At 70.5% G+C, this 18,990-nt stretch carries 13 protein-coding genes and 2 pseudogenes; 9 read left to right on the top strand and 6 right to left on the bottom strand.

Annotation, left to right across the window (positions count from 1 at the left end):
• Window positions 1–7: 7 nt before the first annotated feature.
• Together AB0D14_RS02675 and AB0D14_RS02670 are read right to left on the bottom strand one after the other, a co-directional pair.
• The gene (locus AB0D14_RS02675) at window positions 8–1,201 is read right to left on the bottom strand and encodes an ADP-ribosylglycohydrolase family protein (RefSeq protein ID WP_362773919.1); all 1,194 of its coding nucleotides are present in this window, start codon (window positions 1,199–1,201) and stop codon (window positions 8–10) included.
• Window positions 1,202–1,272: 71 nt separating this feature from the next.
• Window positions 1,273–2,280, bottom strand: a complete 1,008-nt coding sequence (locus AB0D14_RS02670; RefSeq protein WP_362773610.1) for an ADP-ribosylglycohydrolase family protein — start codon at window positions 2,278–2,280, stop codon at window positions 1,273–1,275.
• A 297-nt stretch (window positions 2,281–2,577) separates the two neighbouring features.
• On the opposite strand from AB0D14_RS02670, the gene AB0D14_RS02665 reads away from it, so the two are divergent.
• The 3 genes from AB0D14_RS02665 to AB0D14_RS02655 all read left to right on the top strand — a co-directional run bounded on the left by AB0D14_RS02665 (window position 2,578) and on the right by AB0D14_RS02655 (window position 9,762).
• A complete protein-coding gene (locus tag AB0D14_RS02665; protein WP_362773607.1) occupies window positions 2,578–3,309 on the top strand; it encodes a VIT1/CCC1 transporter family protein in 732 nt (243 codons plus the stop codon).
• 404 nt (window positions 3,310–3,713) lie between these two features.
• Window positions 3,714–8,309 carry a glutamate synthase large subunit gene (gene gltB, locus AB0D14_RS02660; RefSeq protein ID WP_362773605.1) on the top strand — a complete coding sequence of 1,532 codons (4,596 nt, stop codon included), beginning with the start codon at window positions 3,714–3,716 and terminating at the stop codon, window positions 8,307–8,309.
• The gene (locus tag AB0D14_RS02655; protein ID WP_362773602.1) at window positions 8,302–9,762 is read left to right on the top strand and encodes a glutamate synthase subunit beta; all 1,461 of its coding nucleotides are present in this window, start codon (window positions 8,302–8,304) and stop codon (window positions 9,760–9,762) included. The genes gltB and AB0D14_RS02655 overlap by 8 nt, the downstream gene beginning before the upstream one ends.
• Window positions 9,763–9,896: 134 nt before the next feature.
• On the opposite strand, the gene AB0D14_RS02650 is transcribed toward AB0D14_RS02655, so the two are convergent.
• Entirely contained in the window at window positions 9,897–10,724 is an 828-nt protein-coding gene (locus AB0D14_RS02650) for a chitosanase (protein WP_362773599.1), read from the bottom strand.
• Window positions 10,725–10,839: 115 nt separating this feature from the next.
• Between AB0D14_RS02650 and AB0D14_RS02645 the strand changes: the two genes are divergently transcribed.
• The 3 genes from AB0D14_RS02645 (at window position 10,840) to AB0D14_RS02635 (ending at window position 13,909) form a co-directional block, all read left to right on the top strand.
• A complete protein-coding gene (locus tag AB0D14_RS02645; protein ID WP_362773597.1) occupies window positions 10,840–11,022 on the top strand; it encodes a hypothetical protein in 183 nt (60 codons plus the stop codon).
• A gap of 5 nt (window positions 11,023–11,027) precedes the next feature.
• Entirely contained in the window at window positions 11,028–12,110 is a 1,083-nt protein-coding gene (locus AB0D14_RS02640) for a hypothetical protein (protein ID WP_362773594.1), read from the top strand.
• A 170-nt stretch (window positions 12,111–12,280) separates the two neighbouring features.
• On the top strand, window positions 12,281–13,909 hold the full coding sequence (locus AB0D14_RS02635) for a cytochrome bc complex cytochrome b subunit (RefSeq protein WP_362773591.1): 1,629 nt from the start codon (window positions 12,281–12,283) through the stop codon (window positions 13,907–13,909).
• On the opposite strand, the pseudogene AB0D14_RS02630 reads toward AB0D14_RS02635, so the two are convergent.
• From AB0D14_RS02630 to AB0D14_RS02620, 3 genes and pseudogenes are all read right to left on the bottom strand, one after another.
• Window positions 13,884–14,315, bottom strand: a pseudogene (locus AB0D14_RS02630) (acyl-CoA dehydrogenase family protein); the annotation flags it as partial. The gene AB0D14_RS02635 and the pseudogene AB0D14_RS02630 sit on opposite strands and share 26 nt — an antisense overlap.
• A gap of 369 nt (window positions 14,316–14,684) precedes the next feature.
• Window positions 14,685–15,023 (bottom strand): annotated as a pseudogene (locus AB0D14_RS02625) (acyl-CoA dehydrogenase family protein); the annotation flags it as partial.
• Window positions 15,023–16,177, bottom strand: coding sequence for an acyl-CoA dehydrogenase family protein (locus tag AB0D14_RS02620; protein ID WP_362773589.1), 1,155 nt, complete (start codon window positions 16,175–16,177; stop codon window positions 15,023–15,025). The pseudogene AB0D14_RS02625 and the gene AB0D14_RS02620, both read right to left, overlap by 1 nt.
• Window positions 16,178–16,288: 111 nt before the next feature.
• Here AB0D14_RS02620 and AB0D14_RS02615 point away from each other — a divergent pair, with 111 nt between their 5' ends.
• From AB0D14_RS02615 to AB0D14_RS02605, 3 genes are read left to right on the top strand one after another with little or no spacing between them, the layout of a single operon-like run.
• Complete coding sequence (locus AB0D14_RS02615; protein ID WP_362773586.1) at window positions 16,289–17,074, top strand: SDR family oxidoreductase; 786 nt, start codon at window positions 16,289–16,291, stop codon at window positions 17,072–17,074.
• Between the two features lie 56 nt (window positions 17,075–17,130).
• A complete protein-coding gene (locus AB0D14_RS02610) occupies window positions 17,131–17,802 on the top strand; it encodes a TetR/AcrR family transcriptional regulator (protein ID WP_362773583.1) in 672 nt (223 codons plus the stop codon).
• 26 nt (window positions 17,803–17,828) lie between these two features.
• Window positions 17,829–18,986: an acetyl-CoA C-acetyltransferase gene (locus AB0D14_RS02605; protein ID WP_362773581.1), complete on the top strand. Its 1,158-nt coding sequence runs from the start codon at window positions 17,829–17,831 to the stop codon at window positions 18,984–18,986.
• The last annotated feature ends 4 nt before the right edge of the window (window positions 18,987–18,990 follow it).

The following is an 18,990-nucleotide window of genomic DNA, read 5'->3' as shown; positions in this document are numbered from 1 at the left end:
GCCCGGATCATCCCTCCGGGAGGGCCAGTTCTGTCGCTTCCAGCAACTCGGCGAGTCCGATGAGGTCCGTGCCGGTCAGCCGCGGCAGTGCGCAGCCCGAGAGGGTGCGGCAGGCGTCGCGCCAGGCGGCGGGGATCGCCGCGCCCCCGCCGAGTGCGCCGGTCAGCGCGCCGGCGAGGGCCGGGGCCGAGTCCGCGACCCGGGACAGACACGCGGCAGCGGGCACCGCCTCCGCGATCCGGCCGTGCGCCGCGACGGCGAGTGCGAGGGCGACCGGAACGGTCTCGGCGGCGGCGATGCCGTAGCTGTAGACGTGGTCGACGATCTGGTGTTCCAGGAGGGGGACGAGGCCGAAGGCGCCGCCCCCCTCCGCCAGGGAGCCGCGGGCGAGCGCGAGGGCGTGGCGCGCGTTGCGGCCGATCTCCGTGGCCGCCGGGAGTTCGGCGAGGGCCGCCGCCGCGCAGGAGTCCACGTCGGCGCCGCTCAGCGCGAGTGCGACGGCCGCGGCCATCGCGCGGGCGCCGTGCACGCCGTCGCCGTCCTGTGTGTAGCGGGCGTCGAACTCGGCCAGTTCCGCGGCGGACCGGGGGTCTCCCGCGTGCGCGACGGCCAGTACGCAGGCCCGTACGCAGGCCGCGTCGTCGAAGTAGTGGGGGTTGTCGTGGCCGGAGGCGGGCGGGCGCAGACCGGTGGCGAGGTTGCCGAGGCCTGCCCGTACGGAGATGCGGGCGCGCAGGGGGAGTACGGCCGACTCGACCTCGGGTGCGCGGTCCGCCGCGGCGGCGACCTCACTGGCGATCGCGTTCCAGGACAGGTCGATCGCGGCGCGCATCCGGCGTTCTCGGCTCAGGTCGCCGAGGGCGCCGGCGTCGGCGGCCCGCAGGACCGCCTCCGCTGCGAACGCCGCCCACTCGGCGTCGTCCGAGGGGCCGAGCCTGAGGGGTTCCGGGGGTTGGTTCAGGGCGATGGGGACGGGGAGGGTGGTGGTCGCGTTCTGTTCCGCGAAGGTGTCCAGTTCGCGGGTCAGGCGTCTTGTCCATTCGGGCATGCGGGCGGCTCGGTGCCTTGCCGCGGGCCAGCCGGCGGCGTCGCCTGCGGCTAGGCCCAGCAGGAGTGCCTCGATGCGCCGTTCCTTCCTGGGGCCGGGTGAGGGCTGCGGGTGCGCTGTGGCTTGTCGCGCAGTTCCCCGCGCCCCTGTCAGGGCCCCTGACGGGGCCGCTGACGGGGCGCCTGATGGTGGCTCGTCGCGTACGGGGTCGATCAGTTCGGTTGTCACTGGGAGTCCTCGTCCGGAGTCAGTAGGTCTGCTACGTCCTGGATGTGGTGGCCCTTTATCGAGGGGAGGCAGGATCCTCTGGCGGGGCCGATGGCCGCCGACCAGGCGGGTGGGATCGATGCGGCGCCCCTGGTCGCGCCGGCCAGGGCGCCGGCCACCGCGGCCGTGGTGTCGGCGTCGCGGCCCATGTTGACCGCTGTGAGGACCGCCTCCTCGAAGTCGCCGTCGGCGGCCGCGTACGCGCCGAAGGCCAGGGCCACGGCCTCGGGAGCCAGGTCCGTCCAGGGGTAGCCGCCGATGACGACCGCCGAGCGGACCGCGCGTTCGCCGCGGTGCGCGCAGGCCACGGCCCGGCGCAGGGAGCGGGCCGTCCAGGAGTCGTCGGGGATGACCGCCAGGGCGGAGGCGACGACCACGATCGTGGGGGCGCCGGCCATCGCCGCGGCGACGCCCGCCGCGACGGCCTGGCCGCCGTAGATGCCCTCGCCGTCGTGGCTCACCGAGCCGTCGATCGCCACCAGCCGGGCCGCTTCCGCGGGTCGGCCCGCCGCGAATACCCCGAAGGGGGCCGCGCGCATGGCGAGGCCGTCGCTCCAGGCGTGCCGGTGCTGGGCGGAGATCGGAGCCGCGAGCCCCCGGCGCAGGTTCTCCAGCGTGCCGCGCTCGCTGAAGCCCGCGCCCCGGAACGGTCCCTCGTCCCGGTCCGCGATCCACTGGTGCCAGGCCGCCTCCACATGCCGGGCCGTGAGCGCCGAACCGTGCCGGGCCAGCAGCAGCCCCGAGAAGATCGCGTACTCCGTGTCGTCCGTGCCGGCCGGTTCCTCGGCCACGTATCCCGTGATGCGTCCCCAGCGTGCGCGGATCTCGGACGGCTTCATGTTCTCGGCCGGCGCCCCCAGAGCGTCTCCCACGGCGAGCCCCAGCAACGCGCCGCGCGCGCGGTCGCGGAGAGCGGTGGTGTCCCCGGGCGCCGGTACCGGCGGGACGCAGGCGATCGAAGCCATGGTGGTGCCTCTCCCTCGCGGGGTCCCAGACGATCGGAAGCCCCTTTGCGCATGTGTCCCCACGGAGCGGTGCACCGGAGCCTCGCGCACCTCAGCGTCACCCGGTCGACATCTGTGCGCTGGTCACCACGGATGAGCGGAGGGGAGGCGTAAGCGCAGGTAAGTACGGCCTTCCTTGCTGGATGGCACGGAATTCGAGGCGTAACTTGGATGTTGTCCAAAAGTAGAAATACTTCAATCGAGTACTTCAATCGATGCTTCGCTCGAACATCCTTGAACACCCTGGGGGATCCCGGCATGGCCATCATCGAGACCGAGGCGACGCTGCACGAGGCGCACCGCGACAACCACACCCACCGGGACGTGAACGGGGGGTGGCTGCGCCCGGCCGTCTTCGGCGCGATGGACGGCCTCGTCTCCAACCTGGCGCTGATGACCGGCGTGGCGGGCGGAGACGTCTCGCACCGGACCGTCGTCATCACCGGACTCGCGGGCCTGGCCGCCGGCGCCTTCTCCATGGCCGCCGGTGAGTACACTTCCGTCGCCTCGCAGCGTGAACTCGTCGAAGCCGAACTCGACGTCGAGCGACGGGAGTTGAGAAAGCACCCGCAGGACGAGGAGCGCGAGCTCGCCGAGCTGTACGAGGCTCGCGGCGTCGAGAGCGCCCTCGCCGGTGAAGTCGCCCGGCAGCTGTCGAGGGATCCGGAGCAGGCGCTCGAAATACACGCGCGGGAAGAGCTGGGCATCGACCCCGGTGACCTGCCCTCGCCGGCCGTGGCCGCCGTGTCGAGCTTCGGCGCGTTCGCCCTGGGCGCCCTGCTCCCCGTCCTCCCGTACCTGCTGGGCGCGACCACCCTCTGGCCCGCCCTGCTGCTCGCGCTGGTCGGGCTGTTCGCCTGCGGCGCGATCGTGGCCAAGGTGACCGCCAGGTCCTGGTGGTTCAGCGGGGTCCGGCAGCTCGCGCTGGGCGGGGCCGCCGCCGGTGTGACATACGCCCTGGGCGGTTTGTTCGGAACGGCCGTAGGATGACGCGCACCGCCTGATCGAGCGCCTATGCAAGGGACTGCATAAGTAGCCGTTACTCGGCGGTTTCGAACGCTTAACCATTGGGCATGAGCCGTAAGCGCCGTAGGCAATGACGCCCGCGCCGCACACCACGAGCAGCAGGTGACGTTGCCTGCCGCGATCGGGCCGCCGGTCATCGATCTGACCGAAAAGGCCCCTTTTTTCAGCCGCCACGAGCGGCACCCCGCCGAGACCCACGGCGTCCGCATGGTGGAACGCGGTGTCCGGTTCACGAGAACCGCTCCATCATGTAACCTGCACGAAATTTTGCACTCCAGCTAAGGGCCAACGTCGTCCCTCGGCACTTGCTCCCCCAGAGCCCCGCAGCCTGGGAGGTGCCCCCAGCCACGACGACGACGGGAGAGCCGATGCGTACGCCGCGCCAGCCGTCCCAGCACTCCACACATGGCCAGAACTGGTCCTTCATGGATGCTCGCCCTGCCGCGCAGGGAATGTACGACCCGCGCAACGAGCACGACGCCTGCGGCGTCGGCTTCGTGGCGACCCTCACCGGTGAGGCGAGCCACGCGCTGGTCGAACAGGCGCTGACCGTGCTCCGCAACCTTGAGCACCGCGGCGCGACCGGCTCCGAACCCGACTCCGGTGACGGTGCGGGCATCCTGTCCCAGGTCCCCGACGCCTTCTTCCGCGAGGTGGCCGAATTCGAGCTGCCCGAGGCCGGCTCGTACGCGGTCGGTATCGCCTTCATGCCGGAGGACACCGCCGCCGACGCCGTCTCACGGATCGAGACGATCGCCGCCGAAGAGAACCTCACGGTCCTCGGCTGGCGCGAGGTCCCGGTCGCCCCCGGACTCCTCGGCGCCACCGCCCGCTCCACGATGCCCCACTTCCGCCAGGTGTTCGTGTCGGACGGGTCGAGCCAGGGCATCGACCTCGACCGCAAGGCGTTCGTGCTGCGCAAGCGCGCCGAGCGCGAGGCCGGCGTGTACTTCCCGTCGCTCTCCGCCCGCACCATCGTCTACAAGGGCATGCTGACCACCGGCCAGCTGGAGCCCTTCTTCCCGGACCTGTCCGACCGCCGCTTCGCCTCCGCGATCGCGCTCGTGCACTCCCGGTTCTCGACGAACACCTTCCCGAGCTGGCCGCTCGCCCACCCGTACCGCTTCGTCGCGCACAACGGCGAGATCAACACGGTCAAGGGCAACCGCAACTGGATGGTCGCCCGCGAGTCCCAGCTCGTCTCGAACCTCTTCGGCGCCGACAAGGACCTCGACCGGATCTTCCCGGTCTGTACGCCCGACGCGTCCGACTCCGCCTCCTTCGACGAGGTCCTGGAGCTGCTGCACCTCGGCGGCCGGTCCCTCCCGCACTCCGTGCTGATGATGATCCCGGAGGCGTGGGAGAACCACGCCTCCATGGAGCCGGCCCGCCGCGCCTTCTACCAGTTCCACTCCACGATGATGGAGCCCTGGGACGGCCCGGCCTGTGTCACCTTCACCGACGGCACCCAGGTCGGCGCGGTCCTCGACCGCAACGGCCTGCGCCCCGGCCGCTACTGGGTCACCGACGAGGGCCTCGTCGTCCTCGGCTCCGAGGTCGGCGTCCTCGACATCGACCCCGCGAAGGTCGTCCGCAAGGGCCGCCTGCAGCCCGGCCGGATGTTCCTCGTCGACACCGCCGAGCACCGGATCATCGAGGACGACGAGATCAAGGCCGGCCTCGCCGCCGAGAACCCGTACGCGGAGTGGCTGGAAGCCGGCGAGATCGAACTCTCCGACCTGCCCGAGCGCGAGCACATCGTGCACACGCACGCCTCGGTCACCCGCCGCCAGCAGACCTTCGGCTACACCGAGGAAGAGCTGCGCATCATCCTCGCCCCGATGGCCAAGACCGCCGGTGAACCGCTCGGCTCCATGGGCACGGACTCGCCGATCGCGGCCCTGTCCGAGCGCCCGCGGCTGCTCTTCGACTACTTCACCCAGCTGTTCGCGCAGGTCACCAACCCGCCGCTGGACGCCATCCGCGAGGAGCTCGTCACCTCGCTGCGCTCCTCGCTGGGCCCCGCGGGCAACCTCCTGGAGCCGACCGCCGCGTCCTGTCGCAGCGTCCTCCTGCCCTTCCCGGTGATCGACAACGACGAGCTGGCCAAGCTCATCCACATCAACGCCGACGGCGACATGCCGGGCATGAAGGCCGCGACCCTGTCCGGCCTGTACCGCGTCTCCGGCGGCGGCGACTCCCTCGCCGCCCGCATCGAGGAGATCTGCGCCGAGGCCGACGCCGCCATCGAGAACGGCGCACGGCTGATCGTCCTCTCCGACCGGCACTCCGACGCCGAGCACGCGCCGATCCCCTCGCTGCTCCTCACCGCGGCCGTCCACCACCACCTCATCGGCACCAAGCAGCGCACCCAGGTGGGCCTGCTGGTCGAGGCGGGCGACGTCCGCGAGGTCCACCACGTGGCCCTCCTCATCGGTTTCGGCGCCGCCGCCGTCAACCCGTACCTGGCGATGGAGTCCGTCGAGGACCTGGTCAGGGCGGGGACGTTCCTCCCGGGCATCGAGTCCGAGCAGGCCATCCGCAACCTGATCTACGCCCTCGGCAAGGGCGTCCTCAAGGTCATGTCCAAGATGGGCATCTCGACCGTCGCCTCCTACCGCGGCGCCCAGGTCTTCGAGGCCGTCGGCCTCGACACGGCCTTCGTCCAGAAGTACTTCAAGGGCACCGCCACCAAGATCGGTGGCGTCGGCATCGACGTCGTCGCCAAGGAGGTCGCCGCCCGCCACGCGAAGGCGTACCCGGCCAGCGGCATCGCGCCCGCGCACCGTGCCCTCGACATAGGCGGCGAGTACCAGTGGCGCCGCGAGGGCGAGCCGCACCTGTTCGACCCGGAGACGGTCTTCCGCCTCCAGCACTCGGCGCGCAGCAACCGCTACGACATCTTCAAGAAGTACACGGACCGCGTGAACGAGCAGTCCGAGCGCCTCATGACCCTGCGCGGCCTCTTCGGCTTCGAGTCGGGGCGTGAGCCGATCTCCATCGACGAGGTCGAGCCGGTCAGCGAGATCGTCAAACGCTTCTCCACCGGCGCCATGTCGTACGGCTCCATCTCGAAGGAAGCCCACGAGACGCTCGCCATCGCCATGAACCAGCTGGGCGCCAAGTCCAACACCGGTGAGGGTGGCGAGGACGCGGACCGCCTCTACGACCCGGCGCGCCGCTCGTCGATCAAGCAGGTCGCCTCCGGCCGCTTCGGCGTCACCTCCGAGTACCTGGTCAACGCGGACGACATCCAGATCAAGATGGCCCAGGGCGCCAAGCCCGGCGAGGGCGGCCAGCTGCCCGGCCACAAGGTGTACCCGTGGGTCGCCAAGACGCGGCACAGCACCCCCGGCGTGGGCCTCATCTCCCCGCCCCCGCACCACGACATCTACTCCATCGAAGACCTCGCCCAGCTGATCCACGACCTGAAGAACGCGAACCCGCAGGCGCGGATCCACGTGAAGCTGGTCTCCGAGGTCGGCGTCGGCACGGTCGCCGCAGGTGTCTCCAAGGCGCACGCGGACGTCGTTCTGATCTCCGGCCACGACGGCGGCACGGGCGCCTCCCCGCTCACCTCGCTCAAGCACGCCGGCGGCCCCTGGGAGCTCGGCCTCGCCGAGACCCAGCAGACGCTGCTCCTGAACGGCCTGCGCGACCGCATCGTCGTACAGACCGACGGGCAGCTGAAGACCGGCCGTGACGTCGTCATCGCCGCGCTGCTCGGCGCCGAGGAGTTCGGTTTCGCGACCGCGCCGCTCGTCGTCTCCGGCTGCGTCATGATGCGCGTCTGCCACCTGGACACCTGCCCGGTCGGCATCGCCACCCAGAACCCGGTCCTGCGGGACCGGTTCACCGGCAAGGCCGAGTACATCGTGAACTTCTTCAAGTTCATCGCCGAGGAGGTCCGCGAGATCCTCGCCGAGCTGGGCTTCCGCACCATCGAGGAGGCCGTCGGCCACGCCGAGGCGCTCGACGTCACCCGTGCCGTCGACCACTGGAAGGCGCAGGGCCTGGACCTGACCCCGCTCTTCTACGTGCCCGAGCTGCCCGAGGGCACCCCGCTCCACCAGGTCATCGAGCAGGACCACGGCCTGGAGAAGGCGCTCGACAACGAGCTGATCAAGCTCGCCGCCGACGCCCTCAACGCGACCGGCGCCACCGACGCCCAGCCGGTCCGCGCCCAGGTCGCGATCCGCAACATCAACCGCACGGTCGGCACCATGCTCGGCCACGAGGTGACGAAGAAGTTCGGCGGCGCGGGACTGCCCGACGACACGATCGACATCACCTTCACCGGTTCCGCGGGCCAGTCCTTCGGCGCTTTCCTGCCGCGCGGCGTGACGCTGCGCCTGGAGGGCGATGCCAACGACTACGTCGGCAAGGGCCTCTCCGGCGGCCGCGTGGTCGTCCGTCCCGACCGGGGCGCCGACCACCTCGCCGAGTTCTCCACGATCGCGGGCAACACCATCGCGTACGGCGCGACGGGCGGCGAGCTCTTCCTGCGCGGCCGCTCCGGCGAGCGCTTCTGCGTCCGCAACTCCGGTGCGACCGTGGTCTCCGAGGGCGTGGGCGACCACGGGTGCGAGTACATGACCGGCGGTCACGCCGTCGTGCTCGGCGAGACGGGCCGCAACTTCGCGGCCGGTATGTCGGGCGGCATCGCGTACGTCATCGACCTGAACCGCGACAACGTCAACGCAGGCAACCTCGGCGCGGTCGAGCCCCTCGACGACACCGACAAGCAGTGGCTGCACGACGTCGTGCGCCGCCACCAGGAGGAGACGGCCTCCACCGTCGCCGGGAAGCTCCTGGCCGAGTGGGACACAGCCGTGGACCGCTTCAGCAAGATCATCCCCAGTACGTACAAGGCAGTGCTCGCCGCCAAGGACGCCGCCGAGCGAGCCGGACTCGACGAGTCCGGGATCACCGAGAAGATGATGGAGGCGGCGACCAATGGCTGATCCCAAGGGCTTTCTGAACCACGGACGCGAGGTCGCCAGGACCCGCCCCGTCGAGGAGCGCGTCAAGGACTGGAACGAGGTCTACGTCCCGGGTTCTCTCCTCCCCATCATCCCCACGCAGGCCTCACGCTGCATGGACTGCGGCATCCCCTTCTGCCACCAGGGCTGTCCGCTCGGCAACCTCATCCCCGAGTGGAACGACTTCGCGTACCGCGAGGACTGGTCCGCCGCCTCCGAGCGGCTGCACGCCACGAACAACTTCCCGGAGTTCACCGGCCGGCTGTGCCCCGCCCCCTGCGAGTCGGCGTGCGTGCTGGGCATCAACCAGCCCGCCGTGACCATCAAGAACGTCGAGGTCTCGATCATCGACAAGGCGTGGGACAGCGGCGACGTCGCTCCCCGGGCCCCCGAGCGCCTCTCCGGCAAGACGGTAGCCGTCATCGGCTCAGGCCCCGCCGGTCTGGCCGCCGCACAGCAGCTCACCCGCGCGGGCCACACGGTCGCCGTCTACGAGCGCGCCGACCGAGTCGGCGGCCTCCTGCGCTACGGCATCCCCGAGTTCAAGATGGAGAAGCGGCACATCAACCGCCGCATCGAGCAGATGCGCGCGGAGGGCACCCGCTTCCGTACGGGCATCGAGATCGGCCGCGACCTCAAGGCCACCGACCTGCGCAAGCGGTACGACGCCGTGGTCATCGCGGCAGGCGCGACCGTCTCCCGCGACCTGCCGGTCCCCGGGCGCGAGCTGAACGGCATCCACTTCGCGATGGAGTACCTGCCGCTCGCCAACAAGGTGCAGGAGGGCGACTTCGTGGCGCCCCCCATCTCCGCCGAGGGCAAACATGTCGTCGTCATCGGTGGCGGCGACACCGGCGCCGACTGCGTGGGCACCGCCCACCGCCAGGGCGCGGCCAGCGTCACCCAGCTGGAGATCATGCCCCAGCCGGGCGCGGACCGTGCTCCGCACCAGCCCTGGCCGACGTTCCCCATGCTCTACAAGGTGACCTCCGCGCACGAGGAGGGCGGCGAGCGGGTCTACGCCGTCTCCACCACCCACTTCGAGGGCGACGAGGACGGCAACGTGCAGTGGCTGCACCTCGGCGAGGTCGAGTTCATCGACGGCAAGCTGACGCCCAAGCCGGGCACGGAGCGCAAGATCCCCGCCCAGCTGGTCACCCTCGCCATGGGCTTCACCGGCACCGACCAGGAGAACGGGCTGGTCTCCCAGTTCGCTCTCGAACTCGACGCGCGCGGCAACATCGCACGCGACGACGACTACGCGACCAACGTTCCCGGCGTGTACGTCGCCGGTGACGCCGGGCGCGGCCAGTCCCTCATCGTCTGGGCCATCGCGGAGGGCCGTTCGGCCGCCCGCGGGGTCGACCGCTTCCTGACCGGGGTCAGCGAACTGCCGGCTCCGGTCCGCCCCACGGACCGTTCCCTCATGGTCTGACGCCCCACCCCCAAGACGTCCCGTACAACGGCGTACGGAACTGAGCACGGCGCCTGCCCTCGTCCCCGACCGGACCTGGTGGGCGCCGTGGTGCGTCCGGAGGCCTCCGGTGACCGGGGGCTGTGAAGGCGGAGCTACTTCACCTCGTACGGCTGGCCGTAGACCTGCCACTTCAGCGGGGTCTCAAGGTCCAGGTTCCCGTTGTAGAGGAACCTCCGCTGGGCCGTGTCCAGCCGCGAGGTGTCACGCCCCTCGGCCTTCATCGTCTTGCGCCGGGCATCCAGGAAGATGTCGAGGTAGGCCTCCTCGTCCCCGCCCTCCGCCGGGGTGTCCGCCTGCTTCATGGCCTGCTCCCGGATGCCGTAGAAGCCGGGATCCTTACCGGGCCCGTGCATGACGATGGCGTCGTAGTAGATGAACTGGCCGAGCGCTCCCAGGCCGTCGCGTTTCGCGAGGCGGACCGCCGGGTTGTAGTAGTTGCGGTCCCGTGCGGAGTCCTGGGCACGCTTGAACGCCGGCTTCCGCGCTTCCGTCTTCCAGGCCGTGACGAACTCTGGGCCCAGCCCCTCGTGCGAGTCGGAGCCGTTGACCTCCCTCAGCGCGGGGAGGTAGCGGGCCAGGGCGTTGTCCGGGTCGGACTCCGTGTACCGCTCGACCAGGGCGAGCAGGTCGTGCGTACCGGAGGTGAAGCCGATGATGCCGGCGGTGTACCCGCGGCCGTCGCCTATGTCCTCGATGTAGTCGTACTGCCGGCGCCAGTCGAGGCTGGAGTTCTCGGCGCTGGACACGATCCGCTGGGCCAACTCCTTCTTCTCCGGCGAATCAAGGCCTGCCGACGCGGCAGGAGCGGCGACCCCGCCATCCGACCCCGAACCGTCACCGCTCTGCTCGGCCACGACGAAACACGCCGCCACCGCGACGAGAGGGACGGTGACGAACAGCAGACGGCCAGCGCGTTTCATGCGCAAAGAGTACGATCGGCGCAGGGTGCCGCGCCGCATCGGGTGGAAGTTCTGTGAGCATCGGGGGAGGACTGTGAGCGCGGAAGAACTGGCATTACTGCGAGCAGCGTTGGGCGTGCCACTGCCGGCGGGCTTCACCTCGCTGGACAGCACACAAACCCTGCTGCTCTCCCAGGCACTGCGCCGGGCACGGGAACGCCGGGCCTCCGGACTGAACGAGGCGGTCGAGGACGCCCTCACCGTCGTACCGGCCCTGACCAGGAAACCCGTCCGCCGGATGCTCTTCCGTCAGGGGTGATCCGCATGGACACATTGCGCGGCAGAGCCGAGACCCTGAAGCTCGCGAGGCTGCTGGACGTCGAACCACAGCAACTGGCGTTCCTCGGAAAGCTGCCCGCCGACGACATACGCCTGTTCCGTGAACGGGCCGTCGCCGCCCTCTTCGACAACGACCCCGCACTGCTCGACCGCATCGCCGCCATGACGAGACTGCTGCCCGCCGGGGTCGCCGCGATCATCGCGCAGAAGGCACTGGGCCCGCGCCTGGCCGCCGCGCTCGCCGGGCGCCTCGAACCGGCCCGCGCGGCCGACATCATCGACCGGCTCCCGGTCGACTTCACGGCCCGCTGCTGCCACCACGTCGACCCGCGCCGGATCGCCGGGATCATGGGCAGGCTGGATGACGACATCGTCGTACGCATCGCCCTCGTCCTCGCCGAACGCGGCGACCACCTCACGATGGGCCGCTTCGTCGGCCACCTGCGGGACTCGGCGCTGAAGGGCATCCTGCCGCAGCTCGACGAAACGACTCTGCTGCGCACGGGCTTCGTCATCGACCACCCCGAACGGCTCGGACACATCGTCGGCCTGCTGGACGACGAACGAATCCGTTCGGTCATCGCGGCCGCCGGCGACCACGGCCTGTGGCCGGAGGCCATGGCCGTCGCGGGCATGGCCTCCGGCGAGCAGGGAGCGCGGATCGCCTCGCTGACCGCCGCCCAGCCGGAGCCCCGGCTCGACTCCCTCATACGCGCCACCGCCGAGCAGGACCTGTGGGAGTCGCTGCTGCCGATCGTGTCCCTGCTGAGCGAGGACGAGCTGCGGGCCGTCGCCGCACTGCCCGCGCTGCGCGACCCCGCGATACTCCACGGGCTCGTCCGAGGGGCGGTGGCGACCGGCCTCTGGGCGGATTTCCTGCCCATGGTGAGGGCGCTGCCGCCGACCGCCCGGCGAACCGTGGCGAAGATCGCCGGGACGCTCGACGACACCGACCTCGACACCCTGGCCCGCGGCCTCGACAAGGAGGGCCTCATCGAGCTGATGGACGACACAACCAAACGACGCCTCTCCGAACTCCCGTCGTTCCAGGAACGAGCGGCCGGCTAAGCACCCCCGGAACGCACGCCCCCCGGCGCCCGCCACCACACACCCAGGGGCGCGGGGAACTGCGCGAACAACCCCCGCCGGCAGTCAGCCAAAATCAGGGACCTGAACAACCCCTTTGGCTTCGCAGCACCCCGTGACACTCTGAACTGAGCCTATGGGGAGGGCCACCTATGGACGCACGGAGCAACGGACGCCCGGCGCAGACAGGCAACGGCGAAAAGCTGGCGGACTGGGCCGACGGACGCCTCGGCGTCTACACACTGGCCAAGACCCAGATGCGCAAGGTGTTCCCGGACCACTGGTCCTTCATGCTGGGCGAGATCTGCCTCTACAGCTTCCTCATCCTGATCCTCACCGGCGTCTACCTCACCCTCTTCTTCGAGCCGAGCGGCGTGGAAGTCGTCTACAACGGCTCGTACGAGCCCCTCAACGGCATCGTCATGACCAGGGCGTACGAGTCCACCATCGACATCAGCTTCGACGTACGGGGCGGACTCCTCATCCGCCAGATCCACCACTGGGCGGCACTGGTCTTCGTCGCCGGAATGCTCGTGCACATGATGCGCGTGTTCTTCACCGGCGCGTTCCGCAAGCCGCGCGAGCTGAACTGGGCGTTCGGCTGGACCCTGTTGTTCCTCGGCATCATCACCGGCCTGACCGGCTACTCGCTCCCCGACGACCTGCTCTCCGGTACCGGTATCCGCTTCTCGCAGGGCGCGATCCTGTCCGTGCCGATCGTGGGCACGTACCTCTCCTTCTTCCTCTTCGGCGGAGAGTTCCCAGGACACGACATCATCTCAAGGCTCTTCCCGGTCCACGTCCTCCTCCTCCCCGGCATCATGCTCGGCCTGGTCGTCGCCCACCTGATCCTGGTCTTCTACCACAAGCACACGCAGTACCCAGGCCCCGGCCGAGACCAGAAGTCAGTCGTCGGCATGCCGTTCATGCCGGTCTACATGGCCAAGGCGGGCGGCTTCTTCTTCCTGGTCTTCGGCGTGCTGTCGATGATGGGCGCGATCGCCACCATCAACCCCGTGTGGGCGTTCGGCCCCTACCGGGCGGACCTGGTCACCACCGGCGCCCAGCCCGACTGGTATCTGGGCTTCTCCGAGGGGCTGATCCGGGTGATGCCGGGATGGGAGATCAACGCCTGGGGCCACACCCTGCAACTGGGTGTCTTCATCCCCTTCACCCTCTTCCCGCTGATCCTGCTGGCGATCGGCGTCTACCCGTTCATAGAAGCGTGGCTCACCGGCGACAAACGCGAGCACCACATCCTCGACCGCCCCCGCAACGTCCCCACCCGCACCGCACTCGGCGTCTCCTGGCTGAGCCTGTACGCCGTACTCCTCATCGGCGGCGGCAACGACATCGTCGCCACCCACCTCCACCTGTCGATCAACTCGATCACCTGGTTCGTACGGATCGCCTTCTTCGTCGTACCGGTGATCGCCTTCATCGTCACGAAGCGCGTCTGCCTCGGCCTCCAGCGCCTCGACCGGGACAAGGTGCTGCACGGCAGGGAGTCCGGCACCATCAGGCGGCTGCCGCACGGCGAGTACGTCGAGGTGCACGAACCCCTCACCCAGGCCCAGCGGTTCACTCTCACCCAGCACGAACAGGATCCGCCCTACGACGTGGGCCCGCTCGTGGACGAGAACGGAGTCGAACGCAAGGCCGGGCCCTCCCAACGGCTGCGGGCGCGCCTGGCCCACGCCATGTACGGGCAGAACGCGCACATCCCCAAGCCGACCGCCGAGGAGTACCGCGAACTCACGAACAGCGACGAGCATCACTGAGACCGTCCGTGTCGAGCACCAGCGCCCGGCACTCGCCCGGGCTGCCCCAGGCGGAACGCAGCGCCCGCGCCTTGGTCAGCCACAGGGACAGGTCGTACTCCGCGGTGTAGCCGATCGCGCCGTGCAGTTGCAGGGCCGTACGGGCGGTGGCGTACGCCGCCTCGCAGGCCGCGACCTTGGCGGCGGCGAGGTCGGCCGGGTCCATCGACAGCGCGGCGCCGAAGAGCAGCGGGCGTGCGAACTCCAGGGCGATCTTCGCGTCGGCCAGCCGGTGCCTGACCGCCTGGAACGAGCCGACGGGTACGCCGAACTGGCTGCGCTGCTTGACGTACGCCACGGTCCTGTCGAGCAGGGCGAGACCCACCCCGAGGGCCTGTGCGGCGGTCGCGAGACGCGCCCAGCGGAGGGCGGCGGCGGCGCCCGCGGCTGTCTCGGGGCCGACAGCCAGGAGTTCACCCCCGGGGCGGGGGAGACAGAGCCGCCGGGCGGGATCGAGGGAACGACACGGAACAACTCCCCGGGACACACCAACCCGCGCCGCCCAAAGCTCCCCAGCCCCAGCCCCAGCTCCTGCCCGAGCCCTAGTTCCTACCCCAGCGCCGGCCGCCGTCCCAGCCCCCGTCCCAGCCCCAGCTTCAGCCCCACCCCCCAGCTCAACCCCGCTCCCGCCCCCGGACACCTCCCGCACCGCGAATTCCACATCCGCCACGTCCCCGTCCAGGACGTACGGCCCCCCGCCCGGCAGGGTCACCGTCGCGACCGTCTCCCCGGAGGCCATCCCCGGCAGGAACCTCTTCGCGAGGTTCGCGAGCCCCGGCTCGGTGAGCAGCGCGGCCGCCGCCACCGTCTCCACCAGCGGCCCCGGCACCGCATGCCTCCCCAACTCCACGAAGGCGACAGCCAGTTCGACGGAGCGCGGCCCGAGCCCGTCGTACGCCTCGGGCACCGCCAGCGCGAACACCCCCGCGTCGGCGACACGCGACCACAGCGCACGCCCGGCCGCAGGGTCCCCCGCACTCCAGGCCCGTACGGCCGCGGGCGTGTCCGCCGCCGTCAGCATGGCGTCCAGCGAACGGGCGAAGGCGGTCTGTTCGCCGTCGAGGAGGAAACGCATCAGCGGCGTCCCTTCGGCAGGCCGAGAAGCCGCTCGGCGATGATGTCGCGCTGGATCTCGTTCGTACCCGCGTAGATGGGCCCCGCGAGTGAGAAGACGTACCCCTCGGCCCAGCCGCCCTCGCCCTCGCCCGCGTCCGCCAACTCCCCGTCGGCGCCGAGGAGATCGAGCGCGGTCTCGTGCAGGGCGATGTCGTACTCGGACCAGAAGACCTTGTTCAGGCTGGACTCCGCTCCGAGCGGCTCGCCGTCGAGGAAGCGGGACGCCGCCGCGTACGTGAACAACTGGTACGCGCGGGCGCCGATCACCGCGTCGGCCACCCGGTCACGGGTGTACGGGTCCCGGCCGCGCTCGTGCCAGAGCGCGGCCAGCCGCCCCGCCGACGCCAGGAAGCGGCCGGGGGAGCGGAGCGTCAGACCGCGCTCGTTGCCCGCCGTCGACATCGCCACCCGCCAGCCCCGGCCGGGCTCGCCGATCACGTCCTCGTCCGGCACGAACACCTCGTCCAGGAAGAGTTCGGCGAAGGCTGGCTTCCCGTCCAGCCGGCCTATCGGGCGGACGGTCACGCCCGGCGCCCGCAGGTCGAACATCAGGTAGGTGAGACCCTGATGGGGTTTCGGGGTGTCCGGCTCACTGCGGAACAGGCCGAACGCACGGTCGGCGAACGCGGCCCGCGACGACCACGTCTTCTGCCCGCTCACGAGCCAGCCGCCGTCCGTACGCACCGCCCGGGACCTGAGCGAGGCGAGGTCGGAACCGGCCTCCGGCTCGGACCAGGCCTGCGCCCAGACGACCTCGCCGCAGGACATCGGTGGCAGGATCCGCGCGCGCTGCTCCTCGGTGCCGTGGTCGAAGAGGGTCGGCGCGAGGAGGCTGACGCCGTTCTGGCCGACCCGGCCCGGGGCGCCCGCCGCGTAGTACTCCTCCTCGAAGACCAGCCACCGGACGAGCCCGGAGTCCCGCCCGCCGTACGCGGCGGGCCAGGACACCACCGACCAGCGGTCCGCGGCGAGTTCGGCCTCCCAGACGCGGTGCGCCGCGAAGCCCTCCTCGGTCTCCAGGGAGGGCAGCGGCTCGGCCGGTACGTGCGCGTCGAGCCACGCACGGGCCTCGGCGCGGAACGCCGCGTCGGCGGGGGAGTGCGTGAGGTCCACGGGCACCTTCCTGGAAGTGAACGGATCTGATCTCGGGCCAGTGCCGCGGCACTGGCTGCCTTCCCTGGCACATACTTCCCTAACAAGTGTTTGGTAGGTTAGCGTGGGGCCATGACAGACGTCGAGGGTCCGGTGTACGTGCCCGGGCACGGGCTGCTGAAGGGACGTACCGCCGTCATCACGGCCGCCGCGGGCGCGGGCATCGGCGGCGCGACGGCCCGCCGCTTCCTGGAGGAGGGCGCGCGCGTGCTGATCAGCGACGCGCACGAGCGGCGGCTGAAGGAGTACGAGGCGGAGCTGGCCGGGGAGTTCGAGGGGGTCGCGGCGCTCGCCTGCGACGTCACCGACGAAACTCAGGTGCAGGCACTCTTCGGCGCGGCCCTGCGGCTGCACGGCCGGCTCGACATCATGGTCAACAACGCGGGCCTCGGCGGGACGTCGGACCTTGTCGACATGACCGACGAGCAGTGGACGAGAGTCCTCGACGTGACACTGAACGGCACCTTCCGGTGCACCCGCGCGGCGCTGCGGGCATTTCGCGAGGGCGGCCACGGCGGAGTGATCGTCAACAACGCGTCCGTCGTCGGCTGGCGCGCCCAGGCCGGGCAGGCGCACTACGCGGCGGCGAAAGCGGGCGTGATGGCGCTGACCCGGTGCGCGGCGATGGAGGCGGCCGGATTCGGAGTGCGGGTCAACGCCGTCGCACCGAGCCTCGCCATGCATCCGCACCTGGTGAAGGTGACGACCCCCGAACTGCTGGAGCAGCTGACGGCCCGCGAGGCCTTCGGGCGGTACGCCGAGCCGTGGGAGGTGGCCAACGTGATCGTGTTCCTGGCGTCCGGCTACTCCTCGTACCTGACCGGCGAGGTCGTCTCCGTCAGCAGCCAGCATGCGTGAGCGCTCCGCCGGGCCGGGTGGGGTGTCGGTGTGGTGATGAGGACCACAATGGTGCCGTGCCTACCAAGAAGAAGCCCCAGGTGACCGCCTCGCCCGAGCGCCGCCGTGAACTCCTCGGCACCGCCGCCGAGGTCTTCGCCGAGCAGGGCTACAACGCCACCACCGTGCGCAAGATCGCGGACCACGCGGGCATGCTCGCGGGCAGCCTCTACTACCACTTCGACTCCAAGGAATCGATGCTGGAGGAGATCCTGCGGACGTTCCTCGACGAGCTCTGGGACGGCTACGACACCGTCCTGGACGCCGAACTCGGCCCGCGCGAGACGCTGGAGGCTCTGGTCACCGAGTCGTTCCGGGAGATCGACCGGCACCGCGCGGCCGTCGCGATCTACCAGAAGGAGTCCAAGCAGCTCGTCGCACAGGAGCGCTTCACGTTCCTCGCCGAGTCGCAGCGCAAGTTCGAGAAGACGTGGCTGACCACGCTGGAGCGGGGCGTGGCCGGCGAGGTCTTCCGGGACGACCTCGACATCCGGCTCACCTACCGGTTCGTGCGCGACACCGTGTGGGTCGCCGCGTCCTGGTACCGGCCCGGCGGACAGCACAGCCCGGACGAGATCGCCCGGCAGTACCTGTCGATGGTGCTGGACGGAATCGCCGTACGAGAACAGCGGACAGAGCAGCGAGCAGGACAGCGAGCAGAGCAGCGGACACCGGGCAAACAGCCGTAGAGCGCAGTTGATCCAGGGGAGTTGGCATGGCCGAGGCCTACATCGTCGAAGCGGTCCGTACACCCGTGGGGCGTCGCAAGGGCGGCCTGAGCGGGGCCCATCCGGCCGACCTGGGCGCACATGTCCTCAAAGCCCTGGTCGCGCGCTCCGGAGTCGACCCGGCCGCCGTCGAGGACGTCGTCTTCGGATGCCTGGACACCGTGGGACCGCAGGCCGGTGACATCGCACGGACGTCCTGGCTGGCGGCCGGGCTGCCCGAGGAGGTGCCGGGGGTCACGATCGACCGGCAGTGCGGCTCCTCGCAGCAGGCCGTGCACTTCGCCGCACAGGGCGTGCTCTCGGGCACCCAGGACCTCGTGGTCGCGGGCGGCGTCCAGAACATGACACAGATCCCCATCGCCTTCGCCTCCCGGCAGGCGGCCGAGCCGCTGGGGCTCACCCAGGGGCCGTTCGCGGGCAGTGAGGGATGGCGGGCACGGTACGGCGACCGGCCCGTCAACCAGTTCCACGGCGCCGAGCTGATCGCGGCCAAGTGGGGGATCAGCCGGCGGGACCAGGAGGAGTTCGCCCTGCGGTCCCATCAGCGGGCGCTGCGCGCGATCGACGAGGGACGCTTCGAGCGGGAGACCGTGCCGTTCGGGGACGTCACGGTCGACGAGGGCCCCCGGCGGGACACCTCGCTGGAGAAGATGGCGGGTCTGCGACCGGTGGTCGAGGGCGGCACCATCACCGCCGCCTGTTCCTCGCAGGTGTCCGACGGGGCGGCCGCGATGCTGCTCGCCTCGGAGCGGGCCGTCCGCGAGCACGGGCTCACCCCCCGGGCACGCGTGCACCAGCTCTCCGTCCGCGGGGAGGATCCGATACGGATGCTGTCGGCTCCCATACCGGCCACCGCGTACGCCCTGAAGAAGGCCGGGATGTCCATCGAGGAGATCGACCTCGTGGAGATCAACGAGGCGTTCGCGCCCGTCGTCCTCGCCTGGCTGAAGGAGACCGGCGCGGATCCTGAGCGGGTCAACGTCAACGGCGGTGCGATCGCGCTGGGACATCCGCTGGGGGCGACCGGAGTGAAGTTGATGACCACACTTCTGCACGAACTGGAGCGGACCGGGGGGCGGTTCGGGCTGCAGACGATGTGCGAGGGCGGGGGACAGGCCAACGTGACCATTGTCGAGCGGCTTTAGAGCC

The organism is Streptomyces sp. NPDC048484, from assembly GCF_040651415.1.
In the GTDB taxonomy this organism is placed as follows: domain Bacteria; phylum Actinomycetota; class Actinomycetes; order Streptomycetales; family Streptomycetaceae; genus Streptomyces.
The sequence above is the reverse complement of the archived record's forward strand: the minus strand, read 5'-3'. Positions and strand labels throughout refer to the sequence as shown.